The sequence below is a fragment of the Bacteroidia bacterium genome (assembly GCA_019695265.1).
GTDB lineage: Bacteria > Bacteroidota > Bacteroidia > JAIBAJ01 > JAIBAJ01 > JAIBAJ01.
The window spans coordinates 1-16,812 of the sequence record JAIBAJ010000078.1 but is presented as its reverse complement, the minus strand read 5'-3'; the positions used below and the strand labels follow the sequence as shown (position 1 = coordinate 16,812).

At 37.3% G+C, this 16,812-nt stretch carries 33 protein-coding genes; all 33 read right to left on the bottom strand.

The window, feature by feature from the left end:
• Positions 1–467, bottom strand: a 467-nt coding sequence (locus K1X82_11235) for a hypothetical protein (GenBank protein MBX7182680.1), incomplete at its 3' end; no start/stop codon positions are given.
• Positions 468–508: 41 nt separating this feature from the next.
• Entirely contained in the window at positions 509–778 is a 270-nt protein-coding gene (locus K1X82_11230) for a hypothetical protein (protein ID MBX7182679.1), read from the bottom strand.
• Positions 779–1,259: 481 nt separating this feature from the next.
• A complete protein-coding gene (gene rplQ, locus K1X82_11225) occupies positions 1,260–1,742 on the bottom strand; it encodes a 50S ribosomal protein L17 (protein MBX7182678.1) in 483 nt (160 codons plus the stop codon).
• 39 nt (positions 1,743–1,781) lie between these two features.
• Positions 1,782–2,774, bottom strand: coding sequence for a DNA-directed RNA polymerase subunit alpha (locus tag K1X82_11220; protein ID MBX7182677.1), 993 nt, complete (start codon positions 2,772–2,774; stop codon positions 1,782–1,784).
• 39 nt (positions 2,775–2,813) lie between these two features.
• On the bottom strand, positions 2,814–3,422 hold the full coding sequence (rpsD, locus tag K1X82_11215; GenBank protein ID MBX7182676.1) for a 30S ribosomal protein S4: 609 nt from the start codon (positions 3,420–3,422) through the stop codon (positions 2,814–2,816).
• A gap of 65 nt (positions 3,423–3,487) precedes the next feature.
• Positions 3,488–3,895: a 30S ribosomal protein S11 gene (gene rpsK, locus K1X82_11210; protein ID MBX7182675.1), complete on the bottom strand. Its 408-nt coding sequence runs from the start codon at positions 3,893–3,895 to the stop codon at positions 3,488–3,490.
• Positions 3,896–3,943: 48 nt separating this feature from the next.
• Positions 3,944–4,321 (bottom strand): 30S ribosomal protein S13, encoded by a 378-nt coding sequence (rpsM, locus tag K1X82_11205; GenBank protein ID MBX7182674.1) that lies wholly within the window; start codon positions 4,319–4,321, stop codon positions 3,944–3,946.
• A 31-nt stretch (positions 4,322–4,352) separates the two neighbouring features.
• Positions 4,353–4,469 (bottom strand): type B 50S ribosomal protein L36, encoded by a 117-nt coding sequence (ykgO, locus tag K1X82_11200; GenBank protein ID MBX7182673.1) that lies wholly within the window; start codon positions 4,467–4,469, stop codon positions 4,353–4,355.
• A 12-nt stretch (positions 4,470–4,481) separates the two neighbouring features.
• Positions 4,482–4,700 carry a translation initiation factor IF-1 gene (gene infA, locus K1X82_11195; GenBank protein ID MBX7182672.1) on the bottom strand — a complete coding sequence of 73 codons (219 nt, stop codon included), beginning with the start codon at positions 4,698–4,700 and terminating at the stop codon, positions 4,482–4,484.
• A gap of 9 nt (positions 4,701–4,709) precedes the next feature.
• The gene (gene map, locus K1X82_11190) at positions 4,710–5,498 is read right to left on the bottom strand and encodes a type I methionyl aminopeptidase (GenBank protein ID MBX7182671.1); all 789 of its coding nucleotides are present in this window, start codon (positions 5,496–5,498) and stop codon (positions 4,710–4,712) included.
• Positions 5,499–5,518: 20 nt separating this feature from the next.
• Positions 5,519–6,868, bottom strand: a complete 1,350-nt coding sequence (secY, locus tag K1X82_11185; GenBank protein ID MBX7182670.1) for a preprotein translocase subunit SecY — start codon at positions 6,866–6,868, stop codon at positions 5,519–5,521.
• A gap of 8 nt (positions 6,869–6,876) precedes the next feature.
• A complete protein-coding gene (rplO, locus tag K1X82_11180) occupies positions 6,877–7,323 on the bottom strand; it encodes a 50S ribosomal protein L15 (GenBank protein ID MBX7182669.1) in 447 nt (148 codons plus the stop codon).
• A gap of 12 nt (positions 7,324–7,335) precedes the next feature.
• Positions 7,336–7,515: a 50S ribosomal protein L30 gene (gene rpmD, locus K1X82_11175; protein ID MBX7182668.1), complete on the bottom strand. Its 180-nt coding sequence runs from the start codon at positions 7,513–7,515 to the stop codon at positions 7,336–7,338.
• Between the two features lie 12 nt (positions 7,516–7,527).
• Positions 7,528–8,046 carry a 30S ribosomal protein S5 gene (gene rpsE / locus K1X82_11170; GenBank protein MBX7182667.1) on the bottom strand — a complete coding sequence of 173 codons (519 nt, stop codon included), beginning with the start codon at positions 8,044–8,046 and terminating at the stop codon, positions 7,528–7,530.
• Positions 8,047–8,049: 3 nt separating this feature from the next.
• Positions 8,050–8,406 (bottom strand): 50S ribosomal protein L18, encoded by a 357-nt coding sequence (rplR, locus tag K1X82_11165; GenBank protein MBX7182666.1) that lies wholly within the window; start codon positions 8,404–8,406, stop codon positions 8,050–8,052.
• A 7-nt stretch (positions 8,407–8,413) separates the two neighbouring features.
• Positions 8,414–8,968: a 50S ribosomal protein L6 gene (gene rplF, locus K1X82_11160; GenBank protein ID MBX7182665.1), complete on the bottom strand. Its 555-nt coding sequence runs from the start codon at positions 8,966–8,968 to the stop codon at positions 8,414–8,416.
• A gap of 18 nt (positions 8,969–8,986) precedes the next feature.
• Entirely contained in the window at positions 8,987–9,382 is a 396-nt protein-coding gene (gene rpsH / locus K1X82_11155; GenBank protein MBX7182664.1) for a 30S ribosomal protein S8, read from the bottom strand.
• 19 nt (positions 9,383–9,401) lie between these two features.
• A complete protein-coding gene (gene rpsN / locus K1X82_11150; GenBank protein MBX7182663.1) occupies positions 9,402–9,671 on the bottom strand; it encodes a 30S ribosomal protein S14 in 270 nt (89 codons plus the stop codon).
• A 7-nt stretch (positions 9,672–9,678) separates the two neighbouring features.
• Positions 9,679–10,224: a 50S ribosomal protein L5 gene (gene rplE, locus K1X82_11145; GenBank protein ID MBX7182662.1), complete on the bottom strand. Its 546-nt coding sequence runs from the start codon at positions 10,222–10,224 to the stop codon at positions 9,679–9,681.
• Positions 10,224–10,541 (bottom strand): 50S ribosomal protein L24, encoded by a 318-nt coding sequence (gene rplX, locus K1X82_11140; GenBank protein MBX7182661.1) that lies wholly within the window; start codon positions 10,539–10,541, stop codon positions 10,224–10,226. The genes rplE and rplX overlap by 1 nt, the downstream gene beginning before the upstream one ends.
• Before the next feature lie 23 nt (positions 10,542–10,564).
• Entirely contained in the window at positions 10,565–10,933 is a 369-nt protein-coding gene (gene rplN / locus K1X82_11135) for a 50S ribosomal protein L14 (protein MBX7182660.1), read from the bottom strand.
• A 1-nt stretch (position 10,934) separates the two neighbouring features.
• A complete protein-coding gene (rpsQ, locus tag K1X82_11130; protein ID MBX7182659.1) occupies positions 10,935–11,207 on the bottom strand; it encodes a 30S ribosomal protein S17 in 273 nt (90 codons plus the stop codon).
• 6 nt (positions 11,208–11,213) lie between these two features.
• Entirely contained in the window at positions 11,214–11,411 is a 198-nt protein-coding gene (gene rpmC, locus K1X82_11125) for a 50S ribosomal protein L29 (GenBank protein ID MBX7182658.1), read from the bottom strand.
• A gap of 21 nt (positions 11,412–11,432) precedes the next feature.
• Positions 11,433–11,861 (bottom strand): 50S ribosomal protein L16, encoded by a 429-nt coding sequence (gene rplP, locus K1X82_11120; protein ID MBX7182657.1) that lies wholly within the window; start codon positions 11,859–11,861, stop codon positions 11,433–11,435.
• Between the two features lie 27 nt (positions 11,862–11,888).
• Positions 11,889–12,662, bottom strand: coding sequence for a 30S ribosomal protein S3 (rpsC, locus tag K1X82_11115; protein ID MBX7182656.1), 774 nt, complete (start codon positions 12,660–12,662; stop codon positions 11,889–11,891).
• An 8-nt stretch (positions 12,663–12,670) separates the two neighbouring features.
• Entirely contained in the window at positions 12,671–13,075 is a 405-nt protein-coding gene (gene rplV, locus K1X82_11110) for a 50S ribosomal protein L22 (protein ID MBX7182655.1), read from the bottom strand.
• Between the two features lie 18 nt (positions 13,076–13,093).
• Entirely contained in the window at positions 13,094–13,363 is a 270-nt protein-coding gene (gene rpsS / locus K1X82_11105; protein MBX7182654.1) for a 30S ribosomal protein S19, read from the bottom strand.
• A gap of 6 nt (positions 13,364–13,369) precedes the next feature.
• Positions 13,370–14,194 (bottom strand): 50S ribosomal protein L2, encoded by an 825-nt coding sequence (rplB, locus tag K1X82_11100; protein ID MBX7182653.1) that lies wholly within the window; start codon positions 14,192–14,194, stop codon positions 13,370–13,372.
• A gap of 23 nt (positions 14,195–14,217) precedes the next feature.
• Complete coding sequence (rplW, locus tag K1X82_11095; GenBank protein MBX7182652.1) at positions 14,218–14,508, bottom strand: 50S ribosomal protein L23; 291 nt, start codon at positions 14,506–14,508, stop codon at positions 14,218–14,220.
• An 8-nt stretch (positions 14,509–14,516) separates the two neighbouring features.
• The gene (gene rplD / locus K1X82_11090; GenBank protein ID MBX7182651.1) at positions 14,517–15,146 is read right to left on the bottom strand and encodes a 50S ribosomal protein L4; all 630 of its coding nucleotides are present in this window, start codon (positions 15,144–15,146) and stop codon (positions 14,517–14,519) included.
• A gap of 1 nt (position 15,147) precedes the next feature.
• Positions 15,148–15,765 (bottom strand): 50S ribosomal protein L3, encoded by a 618-nt coding sequence (gene rplC / locus K1X82_11085; protein ID MBX7182650.1) that lies wholly within the window; start codon positions 15,763–15,765, stop codon positions 15,148–15,150.
• Between the two features lie 51 nt (positions 15,766–15,816).
• Positions 15,817–16,122 carry a 30S ribosomal protein S10 gene (gene rpsJ / locus K1X82_11080; protein ID MBX7182649.1) on the bottom strand — a complete coding sequence of 102 codons (306 nt, stop codon included), beginning with the start codon at positions 16,120–16,122 and terminating at the stop codon, positions 15,817–15,819.
• A 24-nt stretch (positions 16,123–16,146) separates the two neighbouring features.
• On the bottom strand, positions 16,147–16,812 hold a 666-nt coding region (gene fusA, locus K1X82_11075), incomplete at its 5' end, for an elongation factor G (GenBank protein MBX7182648.1).

Sequence of the window (16,812 nt, the reverse complement as noted above, 5' to 3'; positions counted from 1 at the left end):
GCCTCAATTACAAAGGAACTTTTAAAACTATAAAAACCAAAAACACCTGCTCCAAACCTAGTATTTATTGGAGAATAAGTAAAATTGAATGGTATCAAACCCACACCGAATAAATTAGAATAGCCAGGCTCATTTCTGATTAATTCAGCCATATTCTCTTTTTTCTCGGAACTAATTTTCGTACTATCCTTTCCATCTTTATCCTTACTCTTTTCCTCTAATGCCTTTTCAATTTCCTCTTCCGTCATAGCAGGTGCTTGATAACAAGAATTATTGTAGGCATCAATTGCTTCACAAACTTTTCTATAAGCCTTATTTCTTTGCCTCGCTCCAACACCAATTAATGCACCTGTAGTGCCTAATCCAATTGGAGCTCCAATTACGAAAGGAATAAAATTTTTAACTGCTACGGAAGTTACTAAACTACCTGCAACCACGGTTGGACCGGCAATTGCACCAACCAACATAAGTGTTTTACCTTGTCTATTTAAGGTTGCAGCCTCTTGAGCTAATTCCTGGCTTCAGGGCATTTCTTAAAATACTTCATAACCTGACTACCATCCGGCTTAATAGGAACTTCATCAGATTCGCCAATTTTAAGGTATTTACCGGACATAAATCGTCCAGAACTGCTAACTGAACCAGAATAATCAACAATTTGAATTTGAATCTGATTGTCAACAACCTTAGCCTTTTTCGGTTTAGAGCCTCTTTGAGCCAATACTGTTGAACAAAACAAAGGAAGAATTAATAAACAAGTACAGAATCGACGTATCATGAAAAACAATAGGATGGAGTTTTAAAATTATCCTTAAAATCAAAACCAAATATACATATCAAATGAAACTATAAACAAATATTGCAAAATATTAAAAAATCTAAGACAAAACACAACAAACACTATGAAAACAATTTATAAATAGGCTTACAATTAAAGGAATAAACAGGAAATATCGTTAGTAATTAAAGGAGAGATACCATATTGGGAAAAAATCCAATTCTTGTACTTTAAAACTTCAATTAGGATTAAAGCCGTTGGTAAAAATCAAATCACCTAGTCTGGCACAATGTCATAATAAGGAATCCTAATTCCCAGCACCTAGTATGGTTTAATTGTCCATAGCAAAACATGATTCTACCAAATACCTTAGTAAAATACAATGGTAGGGAAAGGGTTAATTTGTGAAATGCAGAAGAAGAGTAAAAACAAAAAAAAAGCCATCCTTTTGGATGGCTTAAGATTATGATTCGATATTAAATTATTCTTCAGAAGCTGATTCTGCTGCTGGAGCGGAGCTAGTGGTATCAGCTTTTTTAGTTCTACTTCTACGAGTAGATTTAGCTTTTGCACCGGATTTTTCCGATTTAACTGCAAGCAATAATTCATTAAAATCAACCAATTCAATCAATGCCATTTCTGCATTATCACCCAAACGGTTTGCTAACTTAATAATCCTGGTATATCCACCTGGACGATCAGCAACTTTTGGGCTAATGGTGCGAAACAACTCAGATACAGCTTCTTTATCTTTAAGGTAAGCAAATACTGTACGGCGGTTGTGAGTGCTATCTTCTTTACTTTTGGTAATCAAAGGTTCCACGTAAACACGCAATGCTTTCGCTTTAGCTAAAGTGGTATTAATGCGTTTGTGTTTAATTAGGGAAGATGCCATATTGCTCAACATCGCTTTGCGGTGTGAGGAGGTACGACCCAAGTGGTTTAGTTTTTTTCCGTGTCTCATTTTTTCGTTTCGATTTATTCAATACTATTCCGGAAAGGACTAGTCTTTATCCAATTTATATTTGGTTACATTCATTCCGAAGTGAAGGCCTTTTGCATTAACTAAATCATCCAACTCAGTTAAAGATTTTTTACCAAAGTTACGGAATTTCAATAGGTCATTGCGGTTGTAAGAAACCAAATCACCCAAGGTTTCAACATCAGCAGCTTTCAAGCAATTTAGGGCACGTACAGACAAATCTAAATCAACCAATTTGGTTTTCAATAAATTCCTCATATGCATCAAATTCTCGTCAAATTCTTCTGTTGCTGGCTTCTCTTCAATATCGAGGGTAATTTTCTCATCACTGAATAACATAAAGTGATGAATCAAAATTTTAGCAGCTTCTTTGAGAGCGTCTTTAGGGTGAACACTTCCATCAGTTTTAATCTCAAGGATTAATTTTTCATAGTCAGTTTTTTGCTCAACCCTATAGTTTTCGATCGTGTATTTAACATTCTTAATCGGAGTATAAATACTATCAATAAAAATAGTACCTACAGGAGCACTATTGGTTTTATTCTCTTCTGCAGAAACATATCCACGACCTTTTTCGATAGTAAAGTCGATTTTAAATTTAACAGAACTTTCCAGGTTGCAAATTACAAGATCAGGATTAAGAACTTGGAAACCAGTTAAGAATTTACCAATATCACCAGCCAAAAATTGCGTTTGATCAGCTATTTGGACAGTAATCCTTTCATTATCTTGCGTGTCGATTTGACGTTTAAAACGTACTTGTTTTAAATTCAGGATAATTTCAGTAACATCTTCGATAACACCTTTGATCGTAGAAAATTCATGATCAACGCCTTCTATACGGATGGAGGTAATAGCAAAACCTTCCAAAGAATTTAATAAAATTCTGCGAAGTGCATTACCTATAGTGATGCCGTATCCTGGCTCAAGTGGACGGAATTCAAACTCACCTTCACGGTCAGTCGAATTCAACATGATTACTTTGTCGGGTTTTTGAAAGTTTAAAATAGCCATTTTGGTGTATTAGGATAACTATGTATTAATAGTTTAAGATTATTTAGAGTACAATTCCACAATAAGTTGTTCCTTAATATTTTCAGGAACTGCAGCTCTTTCAGGATAGCTTACGAAAGTACCAACCATATCTTGGTGATTCCAATCTAACCAAGTAAATTGATTGCGTTTACTTCCGGCAAGTGAATTGGAAATAACTTCCAATGATTTAGATTTTTCACGAACTCCGATTTTGTCACCTGGACGAAGAGAGTAAGAGGCAATATTCACAACTTGTCCATTTACAGTAATGTGACGGTGGCCAACCAACTGACGAGCAGAAGAACGACTAGGAGCAATACCCAGACGATAAACTACATTGTCTAGTCTAGCCTCTAATAAACGAAATAAATTATCACCGGTAACGCCTTTCATTCGGGCAGCACGATCATATGTTTTAGCGAACTGACGTTCTAATACCCCATAGGTATATTTTGCTTTTTGCTTCTCTGCCAATTGAACCCCATATTCAGAAACTTTCTTACGTTTCTTTGCCAATCCGTGCATTCCGGGAGGATAGTTCTTTTTTTCAAAAGTTTTATCTGTACCGAAGATCGCCTCTCCGAATTTACGGGCAATTTTGGTTTTTGGACCTGTATATCTAGCCATTTTTAATTGTATTCAAGGATGTTTTAAAGTATCCAGTTATTGAAAATTATTCTAAAGACAAAAAATTATACCCTTCTCTTTTTAGGAGGACGGCATCCATTGTGAGGAATTGGAGTTTCGTCAATGATTTCAGTTACTTCAATCCCTGCAGAAGATATTGTACGAATCGCACTCTCCCGGCCGGCACCTGGCCCTTTAACGAACAATTTAACACGACGAAGACCTGCATCAAATGCAACTTTCGCGCAGTCACCAGCAGCCATTTGGGCAGCATAGGGTGTATTCTTTTTGGAACCTCTGAAACCCATTTTACCAGCTGAGCTCCATGAAATAACTTCTCCATTGACATTGGTCAAGGAAATAATGATGTTGTTAAAAGTAGCGTTGATATGAGCTTCTCCAACTGCATCTACTTTAACTACTCTTTTTTTGGCCGTTTTTGCTGAGGCGGCCCCTGATTGTGCTTTTGCCATTTTTTAGAAGATAACTATTAGTCTTAACTAATACCTATTTACAAATTATTATTTAGTTGCCTTTTTCTTATTAGCAACAGTTTTCTTTCTACCCTTTCTTGTACGGGCATTGTTCTTGGTGGTTTGACCACGCACCGGCAAACCTTGACGATGACGTACTCCACGATAACAACCAATATCCATCAAACGTTTGATGTTCAATTGTACTTCTGAACGAAGTGCACCTTCAACTTTAAACTCGTCATTGATGATTTGACGAATCTTTGCTAACTCAGCGTCATTCCATTCTGAAACACGTTTGTTCAGATCAACACCGGCTTTGTTCAAAATAGTTTGAGCAGATACACGACCAATACCATAGATATAAGTCAGTCCAATTTCTCCTCTTTTGTTCTTTGGTAAGTCAATACCAGAAATCCTTGCCATTGTTTTTTACTTTATTTCTTGTTTAAAATTTTTACCCCTGACGTTGCTTAAACTTAGGGTTCTTTTTGTTGATAACGTATAGACGACCTTTACGACGTACGATTTTGCAGTCTACACTACGTTTTTTAATAGATGCTCTAACTTTCATTTGTTTGCAAGTTTATTTATAGCGATATGAAATTCTTCCTTTAGTTAAATCATAAGGTGACATTTCAACCTTCACCCTATCTCCAGGTAAAATTTTGATGTAATTCATCCTCATTTTACCTGAAATGTGAGCGGTAATTATATGGCCATTTTCCAATTCTACGCGAAACATAGCATTGGATAATGCCTCTATAATTGTTCCATCTTGTTCTATCGACGACTGCTTTGGCATTCGTTCAAATTATTTGTTTTTAATTTTTTCTACTTCTTCAATCGGCGCAAAACTAGATAAAATATCCGCTTGCCCTTTCCTAATACAAACTGTGTGTTCAAAATGTGCAGAAGGTTTTCCATCGCTGGTACCAATAGTCCATCGATCTTCCTTTGTATACACATTTTTTGATCCCATATTAATCATAGGTTCAATAGCAATTACCATTCCTTCCAAACACTTCACCCCATTTCCTCTGCGTCCATAATTTGGAACTTCTGGTTCTTCATGCAGATTCCTACCAATTCCGTGACCAACCAATTCTCTAACAACTCCATATCCAAACTTCTCAGCATGATTTTGAACAGCAAATGATATATCACCTATTCTCATACCAGAAACTGCAAAACGAATTCCTTCATAGAGACTTTGTTTAGTAACATCAAGGAGTTGTTTGATTTCAGGACTAATATTACCAACACCAAAGGTGTAGGCACTATCACCATACCAACCATCTAACTTAACCCCGCAATCAATAGAAACTACATCACCTTCCTTTAACTCCTCCTTCCCTGGAATACCATGTACTACAGCATCGTTAACTGAAATACAAAGTGAAGCCGGAAACCCACGATATCCTTTAAAAGCCGGAATTGCTTTATTATCTCTAATAAATTGCTCAGCGACCTTATCTAGATCAATGGTCTTAACACCAGGAGCAATTAATTTTGCAACTTCTGCTATTACCTCTCCAACAAGTAAAGAACTTTTTCTAATCTTCTCAATCTCTTCTTCCGTTTTCAGATACAACTTTCCCATCAACCTATTGTACTTGAAAACTAACTAGCCATACTTACAGGAGAATTATTGGACCTACCTTTAATTCTGCCTGATTTCATTAAACCATCATAATGTCTCATCAACAAATGACTTTCCACTTGCTGAAGAGTATCTAAAACTACACCTACTAAAATTAACAAAGATGTTCCTCCATAAAACTGAGAAAACTGGTTATTAACACCACCAATCATGGCAATAGAAGGCATAATAGCAACCAGAGCCAAGAAGATTGCACCCGGCAATGTAATTCTTGACATAACTGTATCGATGTACTCCGCTGTTTTACGACCAGGTTTAACACCAGGAATAAATCCACCGGATCTTTTCATCTCATCAGCCATTTGGTTAGAATTAATAGTAATTGCAGTGTAGAAGTAAGTGAAAATAATAATCAAAGTTCCAAAAACCAGATTATACCAAAAACCAGTATTATCTGAAAATGCCATTACAAATGAGTTAGTAGTGGAATTAGAAAAACCAGCAAGGGTAATAGGCAGGAACATAATTGCCTGAGCAAAGATGATTGGCATAACTCCAGAGGCATTCAATTTCAATGGAATAAACTGACGTGATCCGCCCTGTGGCAATGCAGTTCTTCCAGAAATAGCGGCCCTTGCAACTTGAACAGGAATTCTTCTAGTTCCTTGAACAAGAAGGATAACACCCACAATAACAGCTAATAAGAAAATAATTTCAAGTAAAAAAATCACTGGTCCACCTTGACCGCTCATACGGCTATCAATTTCAGCACCTACAGCAAAAGGCAAACGTGCGATAATACCAATCATAATAATTAAAGAAATACCATTCCCTATACCACGATCAGTAATTTTTTCACCCAACCACATCACAAACATTGTTCCGGCAACCAAAATTAAGATAGAGCTTACCCAAAACATAGTTGTATCCATCATAATTGCAGAGGATGATATTTGGGAAGTAAGATTGGCCAAATAACCTGGAGCTTGAACTGCGGTAATTAAAATAGTTAAGATTCGAGTATATTGATTAATTTTCTTACGTCCACTCTCACCTTCCTTTTGCAATCGTTGAAGCGATGGCAATGCCATTCCTAGCAATTGCAATACAATTGAAGCTGAAATGTATGGCATGATTCCCAAAGCAAAAATGGAAGCGTTACTAAACGCACCTCCGGAAAACATGTTTAATAATCCCAAAATACCATCTTCTGTTTGTCTTTGTAGTTGTCCTAATTGAGAAGGATCAACACCTGGAAGAACTACGAAAGATCCAATACGGTAGATTAGGATAAATCCAAGAGTAAGAAGAATCCGAGTGCGGAGTTCTTCAATCTTGAAAATATTACGTATAGTATCAATAAACTTCATCTCTTTATTTAGATAGTTTCAACACTTCCACCGGCAGCTTCAATAGCTTTCTTTGCAGTTTCAGTAAATTTGTGAGCTTTAACTTTCAAGGAGGATTTCAATTCTCCACGACCTAAAATTTTAACTAAATCATTTTTTGAAACCAATCCATTTGAAGCCAAAACTTCTAGATTAACCTCAGTAACTCCTTTTGAATCAGCCAATTTTTGAAGAACATCCAAATTAACACCGTTATACTCAACACGATTGAAATTTTTAAAGCCGTATTTTGGCAAACGACGTTGAAGTGGAGTTTGACCACCTTCATGAGCCTTTTTGCTTGAATAACCGGAACGAGATTTAGCTCCTTTATGACCACGGGTAGAAGTACCGCCACGGCCGGAACCTTGTCCACGACCAATTCTCTTTTCTTTATGTGTAGAACCTTCAGCAGGTTTAAGATTACTTAAATTCATTGAATGATAATATTAGATTTCTTCAACTTTAACTAAATGTTGAACTGCTTTAACCATTCCTAAAATTTGAGGAGTAGCTTCTAATTCAACTGATTGACCGATTTTATTAAAACCAAAAGCCTTTAGAGTCCTTTTTTGGTTTGGCAAGCGATCGATTCCGCTTTTCACTTGGGTAATTCTGATTTTAGCCATAATTTCAATTAATTATCCATTAAATACTTTTGAAGTAGTAACTCCTCTTTGTTTGGCTACGCTATAAGCATCCCTTAATTGAGCTAAAGCTTCAATTGTAGCTTTTACTACGTTGTGAGGATTAGAACTTCCTTTTGATTTAGCTAATACATCCTTTACTCCAACGCTTTCCAATACTGCACGCATCGCACCACCGGCTATTACTCCAGTACCATGAGCCGCAGGTTTCAAGAACACTAATGATCCACCAAATTTACCTTCTTGGTCATGAGGTACTGTTCCATTAATAATTGGAACTTTAATTAGATTTTTCTTAGCATCATCGATTCCTTTAGTTATTGCCTCTGAAACCTCTTTGGCTTTACCTAAACCAAAACCAACAACACCATTTTCATTTCCTACTACTACAATAGCAGAGAATGAAAAGGTACGTCCACCTTTGGTTACCTTGGTAACACGCTGAACAGCTACTAGGCGATCTTTCAGCTCAATTTCACTTGATTTTACTCTCTTTACGTTTGATGTCGACATGTTTTAGAAATTTAGTCCGGCTTCGCGAGCTGCTTCTGCCAAAGATTTAATGCGTCCGTGATACAAATAACCATTACGGTCAAATACAACTGTTGAAATACCGGCTGCTGTGGCTTTTTGTGCAATGGATTTACCAACTTCTTTAGCTTGATCAATTTTGCACATTTTACCCTCTGCAACACCTTTTTCTGCAGAAGAAGAAGAAATTAAGGTTTTGCCATTAATATCATCTATCACCTGAGCGTAGATTCCTTTGTTGCTGCGGAATACAGTGAGTCTTGGACATTCTGGAGTTCCACTCACCACCTTACGGATACGCATTTTAATGCGGTTCCTACGGAATTCTTTAGTTACTGCCATTTTTCAATTATTTTTTACCTGCTGACTTTCCAGCTTTTCTTCTCAATTGTTCATTTACAAATCGAATACCTTTTCCTTTATAAGGCTCTGGTTCCCTTAAGGATCTAATTTTAGCTGCAACAGCACCTAAAAGTTGTTTATCATGAGATTTCATGGTAATAATTGGGTTCTTACCACGTTCTGTTTTAGTTTCAACATTTATCTCCTTCGGTAGCTCAAACATTACGTTGTGAGAATATCCTAAAGTTAGCTCTAAAGTATTACCGGTATTAGCGGCACGATAACCTACTCCGACTAATTCTTGAGAAACTGTAAAACCTTTAGAAACACCAATAACCATATTATTTAACAAGGCACGGTATAGACCATGACTAGCTCTGGTTTGTTTTTCCTCATTAGGACGTTCTACTTTTACCACATTACCATCAATAGAAATGGTAATACCATGGGTAAATTTTTGATTAAGAGTACCCAAGCCACCTTTAACTGTAACCACGTCACCGTTCATTGAAACAGTAACACCGGCAGGTAGAGTGATGGGTAATTTTCCTATTCGCGACATTTCTTATTTTCTTAAATATTAATAAACATAACAAAGAACTTCTCCGCCAATGTTTTGATTTCTAGCCTCCTTATCAGTCATTAATCCTTTGGAAGTGGAAATAATAGCAACACCTAAACCATTAATTACACGTGGCATGGTAGAAGCGCCTGAATATTTCCTCAAACCTGGACGACTAACACGACGTAGTCCAACGATTGCGGATTGTTTAGTTTGAGCGTCATACTTGAGCGCTACTTTTAGAGTTTTTTTAACTCCCTCACCCTCTTCTCTATAACCAAGGATAAAACCTTTTTCAAGAAGAATTTTTGAGATGTTCATTTTAAGAGAAGATGAAGGAACTTCTACCACTCTGTGGCGAGCCTTGATTGCATTGCGCAAACGGGTCAAGTAGTCTGATACTGGATCTGTCATTTTCGTCGATTCAAATTTATTACCAACTAGCTTTTGTTACTCCAGGGATCAAGCCATTTAAAGCCATCTCTCTAAAGGTAATACGGCTGATGCCAAAATGTCTGATATATCCTTTTGGCCTACCAGTCAAACTGCAACGATTGTGCAATCTAATCTTGGAAGAATTCTTTGGCAATTTTGCCAAGGCCTGATAATCGCCAGCTTCTTTCAAAGCTTTTCTTTTTTCGGCATATTTTGCAACGAGTTTGGCTCTTTTAACCTCTCTCGCTTTCATTGATTCTTTTGCCATCTAGTTTTTATTTTTTAAAAGGGATTCCAAATTCTTTTAGAAGTTCACGGGCTTGCTCATCTTCATTCGAAGAAGTTACAAAAGTAATATCCATACCCATGATCTTATTTACTTTATCGATATCTATCTCTGGGAAAATGATTTGTTCGGTAATACCTAAGGTATAATTACCGCGACCATCAAATCCTTTAGCACTAACGCCACGGAAATCACGAATCCTTGGAAGAGCTACAGAAATCAAGCGATCAAGGAATTCATACATTCTTTCGCCACGGAGGGTTACTTTAACACCGATAGCAACACCTTTTCTAACTTTAAAGTTAGAGATATCCTTTTTGGATAACGTTGCTACTGCTTTTTGACCAGTGATAGTGGTCATTTCTTTAACTGCATTATCGATAAGTTTTTTATCAGATACTGCGATTCCGACACCTTGATTAATAACGATTTTCTCAAGTTTAGGAACCTGCATTACAGATGAGTAGTTGAATTTCGCTTTTAGCGCAGGAACAACTTCCTCTTTATACTTGGTTTTATAACGTGGTGTATACATTACTTAATTACCTCCCCTGATTTTTTTGCATAACGAACAATTTTCCCGTCAACTTCTTTTCTTCCAACCCTAGTAACTTCACCGGTTTTTGGATCTACAAGTTTAAGATTAGAAACATGAACAGGAGCTTCTTGTTTAACAATACCACCTTGAGGGTGTTTAGCATTAGGTTTCGTATGTTTAGAAACCATATTTACACCTTCAACTATAGCAGTAAGCTTCTCTGTATTAATCTCAAGAATTTTACCTTGAGAATTTTTGGCGTTACCAGTGGTAACTTTCACGATATCGCCTTTTTTCAATTTAAGCTTTGACATTTTACCTTTACAATTATTTCGGTTTATAGAACTTCAGGAGCCAATGAAATGATTTTCATAAATTGTTTCTCCCTTAATTCACGGGCTACAGGACCGAAAATACGTGTCCCACGCATTTCTTCTGCCTGATTGATCAGTACACAAGCATTGTCATCGAAACGGATATAAGATCCATCTTTCCGACGAACTTCTTTTTTGGTACGAACTACAATAGCTTTAGAAACACTACCTTTTTTTACGTTTCCGGAAGGTAGAGCATGCTTTACGGTAACAACAATTTTGTCACCTACGGATGCATACCGTCTTTTGGTTCCACCGAGTACACGGATAATAAGAACTTCCTTTGCACCGCTATTATCGGCAACTGTTAATCTTGATTCCTGTTGTAACATCTTACTTAGCTCTTTCTAGGATTTCTACTAATCTCCAGCATTTTGTTTTGCTGAGAGGACGAGTTTCCATAATTTTTACCGTATCACCGATATGGGCATCACGCTTCTCGTCATGAGCGTGAAATTTATTACTTGTTTTAACAAACTTCCCATACTTTGGGTGTTTCACTTTGCGCTCAACAAGAACGGTAATGGTTTTATCCATTTTGTCGCTCACTACGACACCAACTCTCTCTTTGCGTAAGTTTCTTTCTACTGTAGCTGTTGCTTCCATTATCTATTAGTTGTTTGAAGCCAATCGTTTGTTCAATTCCGTGATCAAACGGGCAATGGTTTTACGGGTGTGAGTAAGTTTAGCAGGACTCTCAATAGGAGAAACAGCATGGCTTAGTTTTAAGCGGTTCAATTGTGCTCTTTCTTCCATAATCCTATCTTTCAACTCATCTGTGGAAAGTTCTCTAATTTGTTCGTTTTTCATCGCTTTCTTTTCTATTGGTTATTAAGCGGTAGCCTCATCATAATCCCTGCGAACAATAAATCTTGTTGTAACAGGTAATTTTTGAGCTGCAAGTCTCAAAGCTTCTTTTGCAGTTTCCATTGGAACACCATCAGCTTCGAAGATGATGCAACCAGGTTTAACAACTGCCACCCAATATTCAGGGGCACCTTTACCTTTACCCATCCTTACTTCCAAAGGCTTTTTAGTGATTGGTTTATCTGGAAATACTTTAATCCAAATTTGACCTTCCCTTTTCATAAAACGGGTAACAGCAACCCTTGCTGCTTCCAACTGACGGGAAGTTACCCAAGCTCCTTCTAAAGCTTTAATTCCAAATGAACCGAAGGATAATTCCTGCCCACGAGTGGCATTCCCCTTCATTTTCATTTTGTGCTGCTTCCTGAATTTTGTTTTTTTAGGCTGTAACATTGTTTATTCCTAGTCTAAAATTTCTAATTAATTCTTTTTATTGTTGTTGCGACGATCACCGCGATTTCCGCCACGATCGTTACCACGACCTTTGCCACCATCTCTTCTATCGCCACCACCGGTGTTATTAGATGCTTTTTGAGCTAATAAAGCGATATTAGGACTTAAATCACGTTTACCATAAACCTCACCATTGCAAATCCAAACTTTTACACCAATACGACCATAAGTTGTATGTGCTTCAGATGTAGCATAATCAATATCAGCTCTGAATGTATGCAAAGGAGTGCGTCCTTCTTTATAACCTTCCGTACGAGCAATCTCAGCACCACCTAAACGTCCGCTTGTTTTAATCTTTACGCCTTCAGCACCCATTCTCATGGTAGAAGCAATAGCCATTTTAATAGCTCTACGGAAAGAAATACGACCTTCTAATTGACGTGCAATACTATCTGCAACTAAACGAGCATCTAATTCCGGACGTTTAATTTCGAAGATATTAATTTGAACTTCCTTTTGGGTAAGTTTCTTTAACTCTTCTTTCAACTTATCTACTTCCTTACCACCTTTACCAATAATAACACCCGGACGAGCAGTATTAATTGTTACGGTGATTAATTTCATAGTTCTTTCGATAATGATTTTCGAAATACTACCTTTTGGAAGACGGGCTTTCAGATAATTTCTGATTTTATCGTCTTCTACAATTTTATCGGCGTACTTTTTTCCACCATACCAATTGCTGTCCCATCCGCGGATGATACCAAGCCTATTACCTATTGGGTTTGCCTTTTGTCCCATTCTATTTCTTAGTTAGATGATGTGTTAGTGTCTAGAATAATAGTCACGTGATTCGAACGTTTACGAATACGATGAGCACGTCCTTGAGGGGCCGAACGAATTCGCTTCATTTGAAAACCGGAGTCTACGAAAATTGTTTTTACAAACAATCCACTGTCTTCGATACGTGCACCTTCATTTTTAGCTTGCCAATTGGCAATTGCTGAACGTAGAAGTTTTTCCAAACGATTAGAAGATTCTTTAGCGCTATATTTTAAGATATTGAGCGCCAATTCAACTTTTTTGCCTCTGATAAGGTCAGCCATCAAACGCATTTTACGCGGTGAGGTTGGAACCTTATTCAATTCAGCAATAGCTGTTTTCTTCTTAACTTCTTTTCTGGCCTCTGCAGCCATTTTTTTTCTCTTACCCATTTCTTAATTTGCTATGAGTTATTTCTTTTTATTACCGGCATGGCCACGGAACACCCTAGTTGGAGAGAATTCGCCCAATTTGTGACCTACCATATTCTCAGTAACATAAACCGGAATAAATTTATTACCATTGTGTACTGCAATTGTTTGTCCAACAAAATCCGGAGAAATCACAGAACGACGACTCCAAGTTTTAATAACTGATTTCTTACCAGTTTCTACCATTTTCATCACCTTATTTTCAAGATGAGAATCAATAAATGGACCTTTTTTTAGTGAACGGCTCATTGATTATTATTTTTTCCTGCTAGAGATAATATACTTATTAGAAGAATTTTTTAGCTTACGGGTTTTATAACCTTTAGCTGGAATTCCTTTACGTGAACGTGGGTGACCACCTGAAGCTCTACCTTCACCACCACCCATTGGATGGTCTACTGGGTTCATGGCTACTGGACGGTTTCTTGGTCTGCGTCCTAACCATCTGCTACGACCTGCTTTACCGGAAATTTCCAAGTTATGATCAGGATTTGAAACAGCACCGATAGTAGCTAAACAAGCAGTTAAAATCAAACGAGTTTCACCTGAAGGAAGTTTAATGGTAGCATATTTTCCATCACGGGCAGCCAATTGTGCATATGCACCGGCGCTGCGTGCTAAAATTGCACCTTGACCAGGACGTAATTCAATATTATGAATGGTTGTACCCAGTGGAACTTCGCTAAGCAATAATGCATTACCAAGTTCAGGTGCTGCACCAGGACCTGCATTAATCTTTTGTCCAACTTTCAAACCATTTGGAGCAAGAATATAACGCTTTTCACCATCAGGATATTGAACCAACGCAATGCGAGCAGAACGATTTGGATCGTACTCGATGGTTTTTACTTCACCGATAATGCCAAATTTATTACGTTTAAAATCGATAATACGGTATTGCTTTTTGTGACCACCACCGATATAACGCATGGTCATCTTACCTTCGTTGTTACGACCACCGGATTTTTTCACAGAGGTCAAAAGACTCTTTTCCGGCTTGGAAGCTGTAATTTCTTGAAAACCATTCGCTAATTTAAAGCGGGTTCCAGGAGTTACAGGTTTTAATTTTCTGAGCGACATTTCTTTATCGTTTAATTGTCAGTTTAGATTGAAGCGAAAAAATCAATTGTATCACCAGCTTTTAGCTTAACAATAGCTTTCTTCAAATTGGAATTCTTACCGTAAGTTACTTTTGAACGTGTACTACGAGAGCGCATTTTACCAAGAGTAACCAAGGTATTAACTCTTTCAACCGTAACTCCATACATTTTTTCTACAGCGGATTTAATTTCAACTTTGTTGGCATCTGGATTAACCACAAAACCATACTCGTTCAATTTTTCCGATTTCAACGTACGTTTTTCGGTGATAATTGGCTTAATAATGATATCCATTTTTACTCTTATTTGGTCAAAATATTCTCAATAATCGTCAAACTGCCTTCGTCAAGTACCAAATTATTTGCATTCAAAATATCGTAAGTGTTTAATTCTGAAGCAGTTACAACTTTAGTACCCCCTAAATTTCGGGACGACAAATATATGTTTTTATTTGATTCTGCAAGTACTACTAAGGATTTTTTGTTTTCAACCTTCAAATTCTTCAAAATCTCTAAGTATTGCTTAGTCTTTGGAGCATCAAATGAAAAGTTTTCTACAATCGTAATTCCATTACCTTTTGCTTTGTAAGACAAGGCAGATTTCCTTGCCAAAGCTTTAAGCTTTTTATTCAATTTAAATGAATAATCACGAGGCTCAGGACCAAAAACACGACCACCATGACGAAACAATGGACTTTTTACAGATCCCTTACGAGATCCACCTGTACCTTTTTGACGGTGTAGTTTACGACTAGAGTAAGCTACCTCATGTTTTTGTTTGGATTTATGAGTTCCTTGACGTTGATTAGCCAAATATTGTTTTACATCCAAGTAAATGGCATGATCATTTGGTTCGATGGCAAAAATCTCATCATTCAATTTTGCCTTCTTTGCTGTTTCCTGACCGGAAATGTTATAAACTTTAAGTTCCATGTTATTTCTCAATTAAAACATAAGACCCTTTTGCTCCAGGAACGGCACCGCTCACTAGTAACAAATTCTTATCGGCCAAAACTTTAACAATTTGAAGGTTTTGTATTTTCACTCTAGATCCACCAGTACGCCCAGCCATTCTCATACCTGGAAATACACGACTTGGAAAGGAAGATGCACCCATAGAACCGGGAGCACGCAGACGATTATGTTGTCCGTGTGTTTGCATTCCGACACCACTAAATCCATGGCGTTTAACAACACCCTGAAAACCTTTACCTTTTGAAGTTCCTACCACGTCTACAAAATCTCCTTCGCTGAAAATTTCAACTGTGATAGTATCTCCAACATTTTTTGATTCTTCAAACTCACCAAACTCAACCACTTTACGTTTTGGAGTTGTAGATGCGTTTTTGAAATGACCTTGCAGAGCAGAGCTGGTGTGCTTCTCTTTCTTTTCATCAAAACCAAGTTGCACTGCAGCGTAACCATCCTTATCAGGAGTCTTAACTTGGGTTACAACGCAAGGTCCAGCTTGGATAACCGTTACGGCGATGTTCTTTCCATCTACACCGTAAACACTGGTCATTCCTATTTTTTTTCCAATGATACCAGACATTTGTTTTTTATTTAAAATTAGACAATTAGATTAATATTCAAAAAAAGCAAGTTAGACTTTGATCTCCACTTCTACCCCACTTGGTAACTCAAGTTTCATTAGGGCATCAACCGTTTTGGAGGTTGAACTATAGATATCCAACAATCTTTTGTAAGAACAAAGTTGAAATTGCTCTCTTGCTTTTTTGTTAACGTGTGGTGAACGCAATACGGTGAAGATTTTCTTATGTGTTGGTAATGGAATTGGTCCACTAACAACTGCACCGGTTGATTTCACGGTTTTAACGATTTTATCAGCTGATTTATCAACTAGATTAAAATCGTAAGATTTCAATTTGATCCTAATTTTTTGACTCATGTTTATAAAGAACGATTAAATAGATTAAGCTTCTTGTTGTGTTTTACCTTTTACTTTTGCAATTACCTCATCTGAGACATTCTTAGGTGCTTCAGCATAGTGACTGAATTCCATGGTTGAGGAGGCCCTACCGGAAGTGATGGTACGCAAGGAAGTTACATAACCAAACATCTCACTAAGTGGAACTTTAGCTTTAACAACCTGAGCTCCTCCACGACTATCCATTCCTTCCAATTGTCCACGACGTTTGTTTAAGTCTCCGATTACATCACCCATATTCTCATCCGGTGTTACTACTTCAACCTTCATGATTGGCTCTAGTAACATCGGTTTTGCATTCTTAGCTGCTTCACGGAAACCGATTTTAGCACAAACTTCGAAAGACAATGAATCAGAGTCAACTGCGTGGTAAGATCCATCTTTAAGTGTAACTTTCATTGAATCAATAGGATAACCAGCCAAAGGACCGTTTACCATGGATGCTTTGAAACCTTTCTCAACAGAAGGAATAAACTCACGAGGAATATTACCACCAACTACTTCATTCACAAATTGAAGACCATTTGGTTGACCGGCATCTGCAGGACCAATTTCGAAAACGATATCGGCAAATTTACCACGACCACCGGTTTGTTTTTTATAAACCTCACGATGACTAAATTTACCAAACAAGGCTTCTTTATAAGCTAC